Source organism: Endoryza foliicola (genome assembly GCF_050589245.1).
GTDB lineage: Bacteria > Bacteroidota > Bacteroidia > Chitinophagales > Chitinophagaceae > Endoryza > Endoryza foliicola.
In genome coordinates, this window is sequence record NZ_JBOBEW010000004.1 from 84,713 (window position 1) to 100,120 (window position 15,408).

14 protein-coding genes are annotated in these 15,408 nt (G+C 43.3%); 9 read left to right on the plus strand and 5 right to left on the minus strand.

Annotated elements, in window-relative coordinates; translation table 11 throughout:
* Positions 1 to 230: 230 nt before the first annotated feature.
* The 3 genes from ACQ2HE_RS10240 to ACQ2HE_RS10250 all read right to left on the minus strand — a co-directional run bounded on the left by ACQ2HE_RS10240 (position 231) and on the right by ACQ2HE_RS10250 (position 4,949).
* The gene (locus ACQ2HE_RS10240) at positions 231 to 1,862 is read right to left on the minus strand and encodes a pyruvate dehydrogenase complex dihydrolipoamide acetyltransferase (protein WP_430899838.1); all 1,632 of its coding nucleotides are present in this window, start codon (positions 1,860 to 1,862) and stop codon (positions 231 to 233) included.
* 94 nt (positions 1,863 to 1,956) lie between these two features.
* Positions 1,957 to 3,729: a DNA polymerase III subunit gamma/tau gene (gene dnaX, locus ACQ2HE_RS10245; protein WP_430899836.1), complete on the minus strand. Its 1,773-nt coding sequence runs from the start codon at positions 3,727 to 3,729 to the stop codon at positions 1,957 to 1,959.
* 62 nt (positions 3,730 to 3,791) lie between these two features.
* Positions 3,792 to 4,949: a hypothetical protein gene (locus tag ACQ2HE_RS10250; RefSeq protein ID WP_430899834.1), complete on the minus strand. Its 1,158-nt coding sequence runs from the start codon at positions 4,947 to 4,949 to the stop codon at positions 3,792 to 3,794.
* A 408-nt stretch (positions 4,950 to 5,357) separates the two neighbouring features.
* On the opposite strand from ACQ2HE_RS10250, the gene ACQ2HE_RS10255 reads away from it, so the two are divergent.
* The 5 genes from ACQ2HE_RS10255 to ACQ2HE_RS10275 all read left to right on the plus strand — a co-directional run bounded on the left by ACQ2HE_RS10255 (position 5,358) and on the right by ACQ2HE_RS10275 (position 9,474).
* Complete coding sequence (locus ACQ2HE_RS10255) at positions 5,358 to 5,540, plus strand: hypothetical protein (protein WP_430899832.1); 183 nt, start codon at positions 5,358 to 5,360, stop codon at positions 5,538 to 5,540.
* A 369-nt stretch (positions 5,541 to 5,909) separates the two neighbouring features.
* A complete protein-coding gene (locus ACQ2HE_RS10260) occupies positions 5,910 to 6,164 on the plus strand; it encodes a hypothetical protein (RefSeq protein ID WP_430899830.1) in 255 nt (84 codons plus the stop codon).
* Between the two features lie 191 nt (positions 6,165 to 6,355).
* Positions 6,356 to 7,852 (plus strand): F0F1 ATP synthase subunit beta, encoded by a 1,497-nt coding sequence (gene atpD, locus ACQ2HE_RS10265; RefSeq protein WP_430899828.1) that lies wholly within the window; start codon positions 6,356 to 6,358, stop codon positions 7,850 to 7,852.
* A 46-nt stretch (positions 7,853 to 7,898) separates the two neighbouring features.
* On the plus strand, positions 7,899 to 8,153 hold the full coding sequence (gene atpC, locus ACQ2HE_RS10270) for an ATP synthase F1 subunit epsilon (RefSeq protein ID WP_430899826.1): 255 nt from the start codon (positions 7,899 to 7,901) through the stop codon (positions 8,151 to 8,153).
* 175 nt (positions 8,154 to 8,328) lie between these two features.
* Positions 8,329 to 9,474, plus strand: coding sequence for an MFS transporter (locus tag ACQ2HE_RS10275; RefSeq protein ID WP_430899824.1), 1,146 nt, complete (start codon positions 8,329 to 8,331; stop codon positions 9,472 to 9,474).
* Here the strand turns inward: ACQ2HE_RS10275 and ACQ2HE_RS10280 are convergent.
* Positions 9,471 to 10,022, minus strand: coding sequence for a YqgE/AlgH family protein (locus ACQ2HE_RS10280; protein WP_430899822.1), 552 nt, complete (start codon positions 10,020 to 10,022; stop codon positions 9,471 to 9,473). The two genes, ACQ2HE_RS10275 and ACQ2HE_RS10280, sit on opposite strands and share 4 nt — an antisense overlap.
* A 201-nt stretch (positions 10,023 to 10,223) precedes the next feature.
* Here ACQ2HE_RS10280 and ACQ2HE_RS10285 point away from each other — a divergent pair, with 201 nt between their 5' ends.
* Entirely contained in the window at positions 10,224 to 11,582 is a 1,359-nt protein-coding gene (locus ACQ2HE_RS10285; RefSeq protein ID WP_430899820.1) for a sensor histidine kinase, read from the plus strand.
* Here the strand turns inward: ACQ2HE_RS10285 and ACQ2HE_RS10290 are convergent.
* Entirely contained in the window at positions 11,542 to 12,795 is a 1,254-nt protein-coding gene (locus ACQ2HE_RS10290) for an S-adenosylmethionine:tRNA ribosyltransferase-isomerase (protein WP_430899818.1), read from the minus strand. The genes ACQ2HE_RS10285 and ACQ2HE_RS10290 overlap by 41 nt on opposite strands.
* Positions 12,796 to 13,589: 794 nt before the next feature.
* Between ACQ2HE_RS10290 and mraZ the strand changes: the two genes are divergently transcribed.
* From mraZ to ACQ2HE_RS10305, 3 genes are all read left to right on the plus strand, one after another.
* The gene (gene mraZ, locus ACQ2HE_RS10295) at positions 13,590 to 14,051 is read left to right on the plus strand and encodes a division/cell wall cluster transcriptional repressor MraZ (protein WP_430899816.1); all 462 of its coding nucleotides are present in this window, start codon (positions 13,590 to 13,592) and stop codon (positions 14,049 to 14,051) included.
* Between the two features lie 3 nt (positions 14,052 to 14,054).
* Positions 14,055 to 14,963, plus strand: a complete 909-nt coding sequence (rsmH, locus tag ACQ2HE_RS10300) for a 16S rRNA (cytosine(1402)-N(4))-methyltransferase RsmH (protein WP_430899814.1) — start codon at positions 14,055 to 14,057, stop codon at positions 14,961 to 14,963.
* Positions 14,964 to 15,063: 100 nt separating this feature from the next.
* Positions 15,064 to 15,393 carry an FtsL-like putative cell division protein gene (locus tag ACQ2HE_RS10305; RefSeq protein ID WP_430899812.1) on the plus strand — a complete coding sequence of 110 codons (330 nt, stop codon included), beginning with the start codon at positions 15,064 to 15,066 and terminating at the stop codon, positions 15,391 to 15,393.
* Positions 15,394 to 15,408 lie beyond the last annotated feature (15 nt).

Below are 15,408 nucleotides of genomic sequence, written 5' to 3' on the forward strand. Positions count from 1 at the left end.
AATTTGAGGGTTTGAGAATGTGATAATGGAATACAGGGGTTGAGTCAACGTTGCGCTGTCGCTGCGGCCGCTGCGCCGCTGCGGTGAAAAAAAAAGAAGCAGCAGAAGAAGAATGATAAGTCCACGTTGCGAATCCTTTGCGGTCTTGGCGCTCTTAGCGGTGAACCAACTAAGGGGCATTAAAAAACCCGACCTGGAATAGATCGGGTTTCAATAGTATAGATGATTGGTTATACCAACATTCTCATTGGTTCTTCGAGCAAACTTTGAACGGTTTGCAAGAAAGCAGCTCCGCTAGCGCCGTCTACTACACGGTGGTCGCAGCTCAAGGTTACTTTCATAACGTTACCAGGAACTACTTGTCCATTTTTCACAATAGGCACTTGATTGATAGCACCAATTGCCAAGATACATGAATCAGGAGGGTTGATGATGGCCGTGAACTCATCGATTCCAAACATACCTAAGTTAGAAATCGTGAATGTATTTCCTTCCCAATCGGATGGTTGTAGTTTTTTGTCTTTAGCCTTTTGCGCGAAGGTCTTTACTTCACCGGCAATTTGAGACAATGATTTGGTATCAGCGAAACGCACTACAGGCACCAACAAACCTTCTTCCACAGCTACCGCAACACCAATGTTGACGTGGTGGTTTACGCGAATTTTATCGCCTAACCAGCTACTGTTGATTTTTGGATGTTGTTTCAATGCAATGGCACATGCTTTCAATACCATATCGTTGAAAGAGATCTTGATAGGACTGATATCGTTCAGTTTCGCTCTGCTTTCTACTGCTTTGTCCATGTTAATAGACATCGTTAAATAGAAGTGAGGAGCAGTGAACATGCTTTCTGCCAAACGTTTCGCAATAGTTTTGCGCATTTGAGAAACCGGCACTTCATCAAAGCTTACAACTCCCGGAACAGATGAAACCGGAGCAGCAGTAATTGAAGTGGCAGCAGGAGCAGCTGCAGCCGCAGGCTTATAATTATCGAGATCAGATTTGATGATTCTTCCACCATCGCCTGATCCTTGTACTTTCGAAAGATCGATTCCTTTGTCGGCAGCAATTTTCTTCGCTAACGGAGAAGCTTTTACTCTTCCGTCGGTAGAAGTTGAAGCAACAGGAGCAGCAACGGCAGCCGCCGGAGCACTTGTTGTAGCAGGAGCAGCAGCCTGTGCAGGAGCTGAAGCAGCAGGAGCAGCAGCGCCACCACCTTTAGCAGCAGCAACAATACCGTTCACATCTACTTTAGCAGGGTCGCCAATGATACAAAGAAGACTGTTTACTGCGATTTTCTCGCCGGCTTGTGCTCCGATGTACAATAACTGACCGTCTTTATAACTCTCCAATTCCAATGTAGCTTTATCGGTCTCGATATCAGCTAATAGTTCACCTTTCTTAACAGGATCACCTATTTTTTTGTGCCAGCTAGCAATAACCCCTTCTGTCATGGTATCGCTCAAACGAGGCATCAATATAACTTCTTGAACAGTGGTCAAGTCCAATGCAGGAGCCGCAGCAGGTGCGGGAGCAGCAGTTGGAGCCGGAGCAGCAGCGGCAGGAGCAGGGGCCGGTGCACTTGCAGGGGCAGCACCTCCTAAGTGTTGACTGATGTCTTCACCGGCAGTACCAATGATCGCCAATAAGTCGTTCACTTGTAATTTGCCACCTTTTTCGGTTCCGATGTGCAACAACAAGCCATCTTTATAACTCTCGAGTTCCATGGTTGCTTTGTCGGTTTCAACTTCGGCCAACAAATCACCTTTCTTCACGGTGTCACCCACTTTTTTATGCCATGCAGCAATAACACCTTCTGTCATGGTATCACTCAAGCGAGGCATGAGAATCACTTCTGCCATATATATTCAAAAATTTTAATTAGTGATCTTAATTTGCGAGGCCGAAATTAAGGCAATTTGCTGAATTCCTTGGCCTTCGGTTTTTTCTTTTCTATTAATAGTCTAATTCTAGTCGAAGCCTGTCTTTCAACTCTTTAACCAATGGATACTGCTCAATCATCTGCATAAACTGTTCACGGTTGTTGAGTGGGCGTTCCACAGGGATATCGTATTCACCGTTGTCGTCAACTAAGATACTGTACAACAGGCTTTTATTGTTAAAAAACTGCTGCAAATATTCACTTAGCTTGCTTCTTTCACCTTCAATGAACTTTTGTTCCAGGTTATTATTACAACTTACTTCGAAACTTTGTTCCGAGGTAACGGTTAAACGAGCAATGTCAAAACTTTGAGAAGCCGGGTTTTTGGCTTCGCGCAACAATTGGGTGTAGCCGGTCCAAGCTTCCTTTAATTTATCTTCTGTTACTGGAATCGGTTTGTCTTTTTCTGCATCTTCCTGTTTGCCGATTACTTGCTGTCGAATTTTAGTGAGTTGCGACAGTTTGCCCCCACCTTTCGGTGTTTCTACGGGTTTGCTTGCTGCAGCAGTAGCAGGTTTCTTTTCCACTACACTAGGAGCTACAACTACCGGTTTTACCGCCGGTGTTTCTATCGTCAATTTAGCCTCCGCTACAGGTGCTGCTTTCACCTCAATGGGTTGTAGGCGTTTGAATTGTAAAGGACGAGCTTCAGCTAGTTTTTTTTTTGCCACACCTTCCGAACTGAGTTCGAGTGCTTGATTCAGATAAGTGAGCTTAATAAGCGTGAGTTCTACGTGCAGTCGCTTGTTTCTTGCCATTCTAAACGAGATCTCCGATTCGTTTAAAATATTCAATGCACTGATCAACCAACTGGTAGAAGTTTCAGCGGCCGCTTGCAGGTATTTATCCTTGAACGAACTTACTACTTCTAATAGAGAAGCAACTCGATTGTCTTTACATACCAACAAGTTTCGAATGAATTCAGCGAAGCCATTGAGCAACATATCGCCTTCAAATCCTTTCTTGTTGATATCGTCGTATAATAACAGAGATCCGGCCAAATCTTGCTCCTGCATGCATTTCAGCAGTTTGAAGAAATAATCGGCATCTAAAATATTCAGGTGTTCGAGGGTGTTAGCATAAGTAAGAACGCCTCCTGTAAAGCTTACAATTTTATCCATGATGCTCAGCGCATCGCGCATACATCCTTCGCTTTTTTGTGCAATTACATGCAAGGCAGCTTCTTCTGCTTTTACTTCTTCTTTGGTGCAAATTTCTTGTAGGTGATCTACGGTATCTTGAGGAGTAATGCGTTTAAAATCGAAGATTTGGCAACGACTCAAAATCGTAGGAAGAATCTTGTGTTTTTCTGTGGTTGCTAAAATGAAAATGGCATAGGGAGGCGGTTCTTCTAAAGTCTTCAAAAAGGCATTGAAGGCTGAAGAACTGAGCATGTGAACCTCGTCTATGATATACACTTTGTAGGTGCCGGCTTGCGGTGGGAAGCGAACCTGTTCTACCAAGGTTCGGATGTCTTCTACCGAGTTGTTACTGGCAGCATCGAGTTCATGAATGTTTAGGGAACTACCCTCATTGAAAGAAGTACAAGAATGACATTCGTTGCAGGCTTCTCCTTCCGGGGTGATGTTTTCGCAGTTGATGGTTTTTGCTAAAATACGTGCACAGGTGGTTTTACCCACACCTCTGGGACCGCAAAACAAAAAGGCATGCGCCAAATGTTGTTGACGAATCGCATTTTTGAGCGTTGTGGTAATATGTGACTGTCCAACAACGGTATCAAATGTTTGCGGACGATACTTCCTAGCCGAAACAATGAATTTTTCCATACCCATCCTCCATTAATTCGATTGCAAGATAAGAAAGCAATAACAGTTTTCAGCGAAAGCTTTTACACCATCGGATGTCGCTCAAAAGGAAGACTTCTATCGAATTGATAGCGATAAGTAGTAAGCTGCCTTGTTTTGAAGGTATCTCCGAAATTAGCGGCTACATTCAACATTTTTGGGTTGAAGTCGCCGATCCACTGCATCTCGTATTCGGTATAGCCAAGCGCATCAACATCTTTTTTGGCGCTAGCGATCAGCAAACTGTCAACTCCCCGTCCTTGAAATTCCGGCACAATTCCAAAAACCAATCCGGTGAATTTGGTAGGTTTTACAGTGCTTTTGATCCAAAGGAATTTCAACATGTGGAAGACACTGAATTTTCCTTTGAGGTATTTGAACCATTGGTTTAAATCGGGGAGGTTTATAAAGATGGCAATGGGTTCTTCTTTATAGTAGGCAAACCAGCAGATACGATTGTCCATTACAGGTTTCATCTTTTTGAACATCGCAATGGCTTGTTCCGGTTTCAGTTCTTTTAGTCCTCCGTGGCCAGCCCAAGCCTTGTTGTAAACGGTCACGAAATCGAGCGCATACTTTTTCAAGTCACCTTTTATTGAATGACATGAGAAGTTATGATCGGCCACCAGTTCATTGTAGCGTTGCCAAACTTTTGGACTAAGGTCTTTCAAGGGATCTACACCGAAGCAGATTTGATGGAAGAAGGGTTGAAATCCGTAAGACTCGAGTAGATCTTTATAATAAGGCGGATTGTAATTCATTCCGAAGAGGGGTGGTTGAAAGCCTTCCACCACCAAACCCCACCAGCGGTCTCTTTCGCCGAAATTGATGGGGCCGTCCATGGCTTCCATGCCTTTTTCTTTCAGCCAGTTTTTCGCTGTATCAAACAACAAGTTGGCTGCCAGTTGATCATTGATACACTCGAAAAATCCAACGCCGCCCACCGGGAAGCGGTCGCCTTTGTTTTTATATTTTTTATTGGTGAATGCGGCGATGCGACCGATGAGCTCGCCTGCATCATTTTTAAGAACCCAGCGAATGGTTTCGCCGAAGCGGTAGGCTTTGTTCTTTTCTTTATTAAAAACGTCGCGAATGTCTTTATCAAGAGGGCGAATATAATTGGGCAGTGAACCCTGGATAAGTGGGTTTACTGAGATGAATTCATTTTCAAGTGCGGGAGTGGTTACCTCGATAAGTTGCATGGTGCGAAATTAGAGAAAAGCGGGAGGCAATTAATAATTAACAATTAATAATTAATAATGGAACAGCCGGGAAGATGATTGGTGAATGTGGGGGTGGGATACGGAGAAGGGGAATAGAAGTAACGAGGAGGCGATGAGTAGAAAGAACAAGGGGAGGAACAGGGGGATATAGGAGGGAGGAGGGAGGAAACGAGGAGTCGATGAGTAGAAAGAACATGGGGAAGAACAGGGGGATATAGGAAGGAGGATATACAGGAGGAAGAAACTGTTTATGAATTGACGGGATGATTGTACCTGAGTTCCGCCGTCGATTTATCGCGGCGGAGTTTAATAAGAGGGAAATTTGTAGCAACGCGATTTATCGCGTTGAATGAATGGGAATAATAGGAGGGAGGAAACGAGGAGTCGATGAGTAGAAAGAACAAGGGGAGGAAGAGGGGGAAATACAGGAGAGAGGATAAGAGGAGACGAGGATGCGAGGAAACGAGGAGACGAGGAACGAGGGAATACAAGGAGAAGAGGGCGGAGGGAAGACGGAGGAAAAACAGTAGGAAGAAAGTGTTTATTAGAGATAAGATGCTCGCTCCATGACATGTAATAGATATCTGTGAATGGAACATTTCGACCTTGTAGGGGTCGCAAGTTGATAAAAGAGGAAATTCAAAGATACTGCCGGCGCTGCGTTACCGCCGCGATCGCTGCGCCGCTGCGGTGAACAAAATGTCAAAGACTGCTTTCCGAATTTTTACTACAGAAAATTAAAACAATCAGGCCCTGAGCAGAAACTCAGGGCCTTCCCATTAACTATTAACCTTATCAAAAAAACAAAAACGATTTTAAAAGAAGATCCCGTTGAGAACAACCGAGACACATGTTTGATGATTGACTTACAATGAGTTGAAAAGCTCCGCGGGGGTCACCACGAAGCTTTTTCGGTCAGCATGCGAAATATGATGGGGCTTGCGCCGGATAATCGTGATAATAGATATACGGAAGAGGGGGAGGGTTGGATTTGGGAATACAGGAGGCGAGGATGAGAGGAATAGAAAGAACAAGGGGAGGAACAGGGGGGGGATAAGAGGGAGGAGGGAAGATGGAGGAAGGAGGAAATACAGGAGAAGTGGGAAAATACTTTGCGAATGCTTTGCGGTCTCTGCGCCCGTAGCGGTGAACAGGGAACGAAAGAACAGGAGGGAATTAACAATTACTAAGTAATAATTAATAATTCAACAGCCGGAATTCGGGAGCGAGGATGAGAGCAGCCCCTCAAAAACATTAATCACTGATAATCAGCACAATATCTAAATAAAATAAATACTGAATAAAATTGCGTGTTAACAATTGGCAAATACTGAATCCTCCCTTACCTTTGCGGCCAAATTAAAACCCTCTTACAAACATACATTATGGCAAACGTAGGTAAGATCAAACAGATCATCGGTGCGGTAGTAGACGTGCAGTTTGACGGTAAACTCCCTGAAATTTATAACGCCTTAGAAGTAAAGCGCCCTAACGGTGACTTGTTGATCCTTGAAACTCAACAGCACTTAGGTGAAGACAGTGTTCGTACCATCGCGATGGACGGTACTGAAGGTTTGGTGCGTGGATTAGAAGCGGTAGATACCGGAAAAGCGATTACCATGCCTGTAGGTGAGGGTATCAAAGGTCGTCTTTTCAATGTAACAGGAGATCCAATCGATGGATTGCCTGCACTTTCAAAAGAAGGCGGTCGCGCTATTCACGCTAAGCCCCCAACATTCGATAACTTAAGTACAGCAACAGAAGTGTTGTTTACCGGTATCAAAGTAATTGACCTGATCGAACCTTACGCAAAAGGTGGTAAAATCGGTTTATTCGGTGGTGCGGGTGTAGGTAAAACCGTATTGATCCAAGAGTTGATCAACAACATCGCAAAAGCTTATTCCGGTTTATCAGTATTCGCCGGTGTGGGTGAGCGTACTCGTGAGGGTAACGACTTGATGCGTGAAATGATCGAAGCCGGTATCATGAAATACGGCGACAAATTCAAACACAGTATGGAAGAAGGCGGATGGGATCTGAGCAAAGTTGATATGAACGAGCTTGCAGATTCTAAAGCAACCTTCGTGTTCGGGCAAATGAACGAACCCCCAGGTGCACGTGCGCGTGTTGCCTTGAGTGGTTTGACCATCGCTGAGTACTATCGTGATGGAGACGGACAAGGTAAAGGTCGCGACATCCTTTTCTTCGTAGATAATATCTTCCGTTTCACTCAAGCAGGTTCTGAGGTATCAGCCTTGTTGGGTCGTATGCCTTCAGCGGTAGGTTACCAACCAACCCTCGCTACTGAAATGGGATTGATGCAAGAGCGTATCACTTCAACCAAAAACGGTTCTATTACCTCTGTACAGGCGGTATACGTACCTGCGGATGACTTGACTGACCCTGCTCCTGCAACTACCTTCGCTCACTTGGACGCAACTACCGTATTGAGCCGTAAAATTGCCGACTTAGGTATCTACCCTGCGGTGGATCCTTTGGATTCAACTTCACGTATCTTGACTCCGGCCATCGTTGGTGAAGCTCACTACAACACTGCAAACCGTGTTAAATTGATCTTACAACGTTATAAAGAATTGCAAGACATCATCGCCATCCTCGGTTTGGATGAATTGAGTGATGAAGACAAGCAAACTGTATCACGCGCTCGTAAAGTTCAACGTTTCTTGAGTCAGCCTTTCCACGTAGCTGAAGCCTTCACAGGTTTGAAAGGTGTGTTGGTACCAATTGAAGAAACCATCCGTGGTTTCAACATGATCATGGACGGTGAAGTGGATGAATATCCTGAAGCAGCGTTCAACTTGGTAGGTACTATTGACGATGCAATTGAAAAAGGTAAGAAATTGTTGGCTCAAGCTTCTTAATAAGCGGCCATCGTTCTTTCATTATCAATTGAATTAAACAAAACGAATGAAATTAGAAATATTAACACCCGAAAAAAAGCTCTTCAGCGATGAGGTATACGGCGTGCAAATGCCCGGCGTTACCGGTTTGTTTGAAGTGCTCGATCGCCACGCACCCTTAATCAGTGCGTTAACGGCGGGTAAGTTGAAAGTGTTGAAAGACAAAAACAACAACGAACTCAACTATACCATTCAAGGTGGTTTTGTGGAAGTATTGAATAATAATGTAACAGTACTGGTTGAAGGTGCTGTTCAGATATAATATTTATTCTGACTGAGAGACCGAGTAAGAAAAGTTCCTGTGAATTATTGACAGTTTATCGAATCAGAACATTATCCACTAAAGAGAAACTCACTCCCGATAGCTCGCTATCGGGAGTTCTTTTTTAAGGCATTTGGGTAGTACGTATCCAATTTTGTCGTAATATTGAATACACATGGCGCAGCACCGACCGATTGTTTATAGAACTTCAGTTTCTGTTTTTTTCTTCTGTTGTGGACTTACGTTTGCTACCTGGGCTGCGCGCATTCCTAACATAAAAGATCAATTTCAGTTAGACGAGGCAGCTCTGGGCGCGGTACTTTTCATGCTTCCGTTTGGATCTTTGGTTGCATTGCCCATCGCCGGTTGGGCCGTTTCGCATTTTGGAAGTAGAATCATCACCTATCTATCCGCAATTTTATATGCAGCCTTTCTTGTAGCACTTGGGTATGCTCCTACAGTGGGATGGCTATCCGGATTCCTTTTCATGTTTGGTTTCTGGGGCGATGTGTTGAATATTTCGGTGAATACACAAGCATTGGAAGCACAGCAACAGTTTTATGAAAAGCCATTGATGAGTTCTTTCCATGGTCTATGGAGTATTGGTGCTTTAGGGGGAGCCTTCTTTGGAGGTTTGTTTATGAAGGCCAACACTACCACTGTTTTTCATTTCAATACAATGGCTATTATTATTGCCTTGCTGGCTACTGTTTTCCTCTTTTACATGGTCCCAAAAGACAAGATCAAAAGTGAGGAGCATAAAATTTTTGCACTGCCCGATAAAAGTTTATTGCTGCTAGGTGCTATTTGTTTTTGTTGCGCACTCTGTGAAGGAGCAATGGCCGACTGGAGTTCGCTTTACTACAAGCAAGTGGTAAACAACCTGAAAGCAGTAAGTACTACCGGATATACAGCCTTCGCATTTTGTATGGCTGCAGGTAGATTGATTGGAGATAAAGTAACCATTCGCCTCGGGTATAAAGGTGTGATGTTTCTTGACAGCTTTTTAATTTCTGCCGGATTGGCCCTAGCAATTTTTGCAGCTACTCCCATTGCTGTAATAATTGGATTTGGATTAGTAGGCTTCGGTGTTGCTACCATTATTCCGAATGTATATTCATTAGCCGGTCGTTCAAAAACCATGGCCCCCAGCACTGCTTTAGCAGCCGTGAGTACTTTGGGATTCTCCGGTTTTTTAATAGGGCCACCCATGATCGGTTTCATTGCTCATGAAACAGGCCTTCGATGGGCACTCATCACCGTTTTAATTTTGGGATTAGTAATTGCCTTGTTCAGTAGAAAAGTAAAAGAACCCGCTTAATTCAATTGCGGATCAATGGGGTAGTTGGCCATGCGCTCGTAATCGCCGCCCAATAATTTTAAGGAGTCTTTCCAAACCTGCTCACTATCTTCCTGAAAAATAATTCTGCGATTAGACATTGCCGTTAGCCATGAATGTTCTTTCAATTCATCGGTGAGCTGACCGGCGGCCCAACCGCTGTACCCAAAGAAGAATCGGATTTGAGAAAGATCGATCTGTTTGGTTTGTACCAGTTCCAGTGCCACTTCGAAATTGCCACCCCAATAAATATCGCCGTAAACTTGTTGGCAATCGGGAATGACATCGGGGCAAGTATGGAGAAAATGAATAGTGTCTTGTTGCACCGGTCCGCCATTGTAAATGGGGATTTCGGGGTACACATCGGTTTCAATTAACTCGTGAAGGAAATAATCGAACTTCCGATTGAGTACAAATCCAAAACTACCGGCTTCCTGGTGATCGCATAAGAACACTACTGTTCTGCTGAAATTGGGATCTTTCAGAAACGGTTCTGCTATCAATAAAGCACCTGCGGTAGGCTGAATCATGCTACAAAATTAGGCAAATCGCCCCTTGCAAATCCGAAATCTTTGTTAAGTTGAATTTCCCTTATATGATAAAAGTATACAAACTGAATCCAAATAGTATATTTGTATGCTTCGAAACTCCTGCTTATTAGATAGATAGAACTACTGTGCTGAGATGTAACAAGAGGAGGAATTATGGGGCGAATAAAACAGTTTATTCCGTTGAAAAAGTTATTTCCGGTAATTATCACACTGATTACACTATCGCTTATTGGAACGATTTATATCCAGTACAACTGGTTGCGTATCATGCTTGCTGATAGACAGGAAGAGTTTTCCTGGAAAGTAGTAAGCGGCGTTATTGATGCCAGCCAACAATTGGTACAACAAAGAGGTGCCCTGCCTTCATTGAAGAATTTCCGCAGTCGCCCCGGTTTCGGCTTTCCTACCGATCAATTGCAAAATGAATTGATGAAACCCAGCGGTGTTGCTCAAAAGTTCACGGAATTTGAAGTACAAGAGAAATTGAAACAGGCTTTTGGAAATCAAGGATTACCCAAGCTGAATTTTGAGTTTGCCATTATCAATACATCGTTGATGCGTTACGAAATGAAGACCAAGAATTTCGAACGAATGTTGGCGGAAAACAAATCCGATTCTACCCGTAATCTTGAAACTTATTACGAACTGCAACCTGCAGAAGGAAGCGATTGGGAAAACTTAACCCCCAATGAAGAGATCGGTGTAATTGTACCCAATGTTAAGCGTATTGTATTGGAGCAAATGCGTTGGATGATCTTAGGTGCGATCTTCTTTACACTTATGATCATTGCGGCTTTTTCCGTTACCATCTATGCTTTGATTCGTCAGAAAAAGCTCAGTGAAATCAAAAATGATTTCATTAATAATATGACTCACGAATTCAAGACGCCTCTCGCTACCATATCCTTAGCCGTAGACGCCTTGAAAAATGAAAAGGTGATGAACGATAAGAGCAAAATGGATTATTTCCGCGACATCATCAAAGAAGAAAACAAGCGCATGAACAAGCATGTAGAAACCATTCTGCAAGCCGCTATCATGGATCGTCAGGAAATTACTCTCAATAAAATGCCGTTAAGTACGCATGAGATTTTGGAAGACATCATCGACCATCACCAATTACAACTACACGATAAGGGTGCCGATGCAGAATTGCATTTGAACGCAGAGTTAGATAAAGTTGATGCGGATCCTGTGCATTACAGAAACCTCTTGAGTAATTTGGTTGACAATGCGATCAAGTATTCGAAAGAAAACCTTCTCATAAAGATATATACTGTTAATACCGGCAAGTCTATTCAAATTAAGATTGAAGACAATGGTATTGGCATGAACAAAGAAACGGTGAAACGTATCTTTGAAAAATTCTACCGGGCACACACCGGAAACGTTCACAATGTGAAAGGTTTCGGTTTAGGATTGAGCTATGTGAAAGCTATGACCGACGCGCATGGCGGTAAAATCAAAGTAGAATCAGCCGTGGGAAAGGGTTCTACTTTTACTTTAGAGTTTCCGTTGTTGCAAGATCAAAACGCTTAAACAAGCATCCATCTCCATAACTAAGAAATCTAAATTCGTTCTCCAACGCAAATTCATAGACTTCCTTCCAACGAGGTCCAATGAAAGCGGCTACTAATAACAACAAGGTTGATTCCGGTTGATGAAAATTGGTCACCAAATAATCCAACATTTTAAAGGAATAGCCCGGTGCAATTATGATTTGGGTAGTAGTTAGCAAGCGATTGGTTTGATAACGGTCCATCCAATTCAGTATCGCTTTTAATGCATCCGATTTTGAACTCGTTCCCGCATTGTTCTCATAAGCCACCCACTGATCAAGTGCTATACCATTATGTGAAGTATCCGGATTCTTCAATAGTTTTTCACCAATCCAATAGATCGACTCTAGTGTACGCATACTAGTGGTGCCTACAGCAATTAGAGGAGCGTTGTTCTCCAATAATTGCTCTATCAAACTCCTGTTTACATCAATGAATTCAGCATGCATTTCATGGGCTTCCATGGTGGCTGCCTTTACCGGTTTGAAGGTGCCGGCTCCTACATGCAGTGTTGTATAGGCAATATCAATACCTGATTGTTTCAGATCATTGAGTAATTCTGGAGTGAAGTGCAAACCCGCTGTGGGAGCGGCAACGGAACCTTCTGTGTTAGCGTAAACGGTTTGGTAGCGATTGCTGTCTTCTTTCGAAGCCGTTCTTTTTATATACGGAGGCAAGGGGATTTTTCCGCAAGCATGCAGTATTTCAGCAAAGCTTAAATGTGCGGGACTCCATTCAAATTTCACACAAAAACTATCTCCTCTTTTTTCAACAAATGAAGCTTGTAATGTAGTGGCAACACCTTGGTATTCGACCGTACATTCCAATAATTGACCCGGTTTCCATTTCGAAGCGCCGCCTATGAGGCAATGCCAGTATACGGAACCGCAGGTACTCATTCCTGTTACAATATCGGGAATGGAGGGATCGGGTTCAAGGCAGAAGATCTCAATGGTGGCACCCGTAGCTTTTTTGAAAAGCAATCGGGCTTCCACCACTTTGGTATCATTGAACACCATGAGTGCCGGATGGGGAAGGTGCTGATTGATATGGTGGTAATTACTGATTTCAAATGACGCTCCGGTATAAACTAACAATTTGGAATCATCACGTTTTGCCAGAGGTTGAAAAGCAATTTTTTCAGTAGGCAAATGATAGGTAAAGTCCTTGATGGACAAGTGTTTTGGGTGCATAAAAGAGGCAGCAAACAGCCGCGTTTTAGTGAGGGGCAAAGATAGAGGGGGAATTATTAATTAAGAATTAAACAATTAATAATTAATAATTGAACAGCCGGGATAGGGAACGAGGAAATACAGAGAAAGAAGAGGGGGAAGAACAGGGGGAATACAGGAAGGGAGGAAAAGAGGAGACGAGGAGCGAGGAAAGACAAAAAAGAACAAGGGGAAGAACAGGGGGGAAATCCAGGAAAGAGGAAGCGAGGATGAGAAAGCTGGATTTGTGAAGCAAAAGCAGTCGAGTTTATCCCGTGAGGAACGATACGGGACAGGCGCAGCCGTTACGGGAAGGAAGGAAGATTGAGGAAATACGGAGAGGGTGCCAACGCTGCGGATTTGTCCTGAGCTTGTCGAAGGATCGCTGCGCCGTTGCGGTAAAAAGACTTTGGAAAAGCAACAAGAATCGCTCTAACCACCTGAAAAACCAACACTTATAGAAAAAAGCGCGATTTCGTGCAAGAAATAGGCCTTTTGTTCACTCGAAAATGGCTAAAAACTACTTTTTTGAAAATTTCATCTTCCCGAAAGTCGCGTTCCATCACTGTTTTAGCGGTAATCCACAGCTTATGCACCGCAATCCACAGGAAATACACCAATTGAAGGTGTATAACTGAGCTCAAATTCAATACAGACAAAGATTTGGAGCCTCTTTCCACTTGTGGAAAAATTAAGAGTTCCCGAATTTGGGTTGAAAGTGGGAAAAAGTGTTATTTTGTGTCAATTCTAGGATATAACAGTGCAATTAATTGTAAATGATTGGTTTTCTCGGCGAATACGAAGCAACGGTGGACGCTAAAGGGCGTTTCCTTCTTCCGGTAGGCTTTAAAAAGCAGCTATCGGAAGCCGACAACCAATTTGTGATTAGTCGCGGTTTCGAAAAATGCCTCACGTTGTATCCGATGAAAAGTTGGGAGCCCATATTCGCGGAAATAAGCAAACTGAATGATTTTGATCCCAAAGTTCGTGAATTCCGCAGATATTTTTTGAACGGGGCTACAACGGTGGAGTTAGACAGTGCCGGAAGATTGTTACTTCCGGGAAACTTAAGAGAACATGCCGGGTTGGAGAAAGACATTGTGTTAGTGGCGGCTATGAATAAAATAGAAATCTGGGATAAGAGTAAGTACCAACAGTTCTTTGAATCGTTTTCACCGGAATCGTTCAGTCAATTAGCTGAGCAGGTGATGACCGGAAGTAAAACACCCAACGCTTAATCCATGAGTGAAGGTGTTTACCATGTACCGGTTTTGTTGAAGGAAGTATTGGAGGGTTTGGATATTCAACCCGATGGAGTGTATGTAGATGTAACATTTGGCGGCGGAGGTCATTCTAAAGCCATTCTTCAACAGCTATCATCGAAAGGCCGATTGATTGTATTTGACCAGGATGCCGATGCGCAACAAAATGTACCTGTTGATGATCGTATTCTTTTTGTTCCGCACAATTTCAGACACTTGAAACGTTTTCTTCGATTGCATCAAGTGCCACCTGTGCAAGGCATACTGGCCGATTTAGGAGTGAGTAGTCATCAATTTGATGAAGCGAGTCGCGGGTTCTCTATCCGTTTTGATGCGCCGCTAGACATGCGAATGGATCAGCGCGCCGAAACAACCGCCTTTGATGTAGTCATGAGTTATTCAGCTGCACAGTTGCACAAGTTGTTCGAACAATACGGAGAGGTAACCAACGCCAAAACACTGGCCAACACCATTGTTCAGCAGCGCGACAAAGTTTCGCTCAAAACCATTGAGAACTTCAAACAAGCACTCCATTCCGTAGTGAAAGGGAATCCAAACAGGTACTTTGCCCAGGTATTTCAAGCCTTAAGAATTGAAGTAAATGATGAGCTCGGTGCATTGAAGGATTTGCTTACGCAAATTCCCGAAGTGCTCGCCCCCGGCGGAAGAGCCGCCATCATTACCTTCCATTCATTAGAGGACAGGATTGTAAAAAATTATTTCAAGAAAGGATTATTTGAGGAAGTAGAAGATACAAACCCCTTTGGACAAGATACCAACAAAGCTCCCCTTACTGTAGTTACAAAAAAACCAATTGTTCCCTCCGAAAAGGAACAAAAAGAAAACCCGCGCAGTAGAAGCGCCAAGCTTCGTATTGCCGTTAAGTGATAAAGAACGTGTGAAGTGTAATATCCTAATGATAACCATCAACTACAAAAAGCTGTGGTTGTATGATGAATAATCGTATGACCGCTATCGTTAGATAGAAATGGAAACGCCCGAACAACAAACAGAAGTGAAAAAGGAAAGACGCCGCTTGTTTAATTACAAGTGGATCGTGAAGAATGTACCGTTCTTTCTGTTTTTAAGTGTACTGGCAGTGGTATATATCTATAATGGACATTATGCCACCAAAACCATCCGCAGTGTGAACAAACTCACCAAGGAAGTAAAAGACTTGGAGAGTGAATACAAAACACTGAAAAGTGATGTGCTCTTTCAAAGCAAACAAAGTGAAATGGCGAAAGCCGTTCAATCATTGGGTTTGAAAGAATTGACCGCACCACCGATGGTATTGAAAGATTCAATAGCACCTTAAAAAGACCGGCCCGAG

Coding starts and splice junctions, on each gene's coding strand:
- ACQ2HE_RS10240 (WP_430899838.1), bottom strand. CDS start 1,862: ATGGCAGAAGTGATTCTCATGCCTCGCTTGAGTGATACCATGACAGAA.
- dnaX (WP_430899836.1), bottom strand. CDS start 3,729: ATGGAAAAATTCATTGTTTCGGCTAGGAAGTATCGTCCGCAAACATTT.
- ACQ2HE_RS10250 (WP_430899834.1), bottom strand. CDS start 4,949: ATGCAACTTATCGAGGTAACCACTCCCGCACTTGAAAATGAATTCATC.
- ACQ2HE_RS10255 (WP_430899832.1), top strand. CDS start 5,358: ATGAGTAGAAAGAACAAGGGGAGGAAGAGGGGGAAATACAGGAGAGAG.
- atpD (WP_430899828.1), top strand. CDS start 6,356: ATGGCAAACGTAGGTAAGATCAAACAGATCATCGGTGCGGTAGTAGAC.
- atpC (WP_430899826.1), top strand. CDS start 7,899: ATGAAATTAGAAATATTAACACCCGAAAAAAAGCTCTTCAGCGATGAG.
- ACQ2HE_RS10275 (WP_430899824.1), top strand. CDS start 8,329: ATGGCGCAGCACCGACCGATTGTTTATAGAACTTCAGTTTCTGTTTTT.
- ACQ2HE_RS10280 (WP_430899822.1), bottom strand. CDS start 10,022: ATGATTCAGCCTACCGCAGGTGCTTTATTGATAGCAGAACCGTTTCTG.
- ACQ2HE_RS10290 (WP_430899818.1), bottom strand. CDS start 12,795: ATGCACCCAAAACACTTGTCCATCAAGGACTTTACCTATCATTTGCCT.
- mraZ (WP_430899816.1), top strand. CDS start 13,590: ATGATTGGTTTTCTCGGCGAATACGAAGCAACGGTGGACGCTAAAGGG.
- rsmH (WP_430899814.1), top strand. CDS start 14,055: ATGAGTGAAGGTGTTTACCATGTACCGGTTTTGTTGAAGGAAGTATTG.
- ACQ2HE_RS10305 (WP_430899812.1), top strand. CDS start 15,064: ATGGAAACGCCCGAACAACAAACAGAAGTGAAAAAGGAAAGACGCCGC.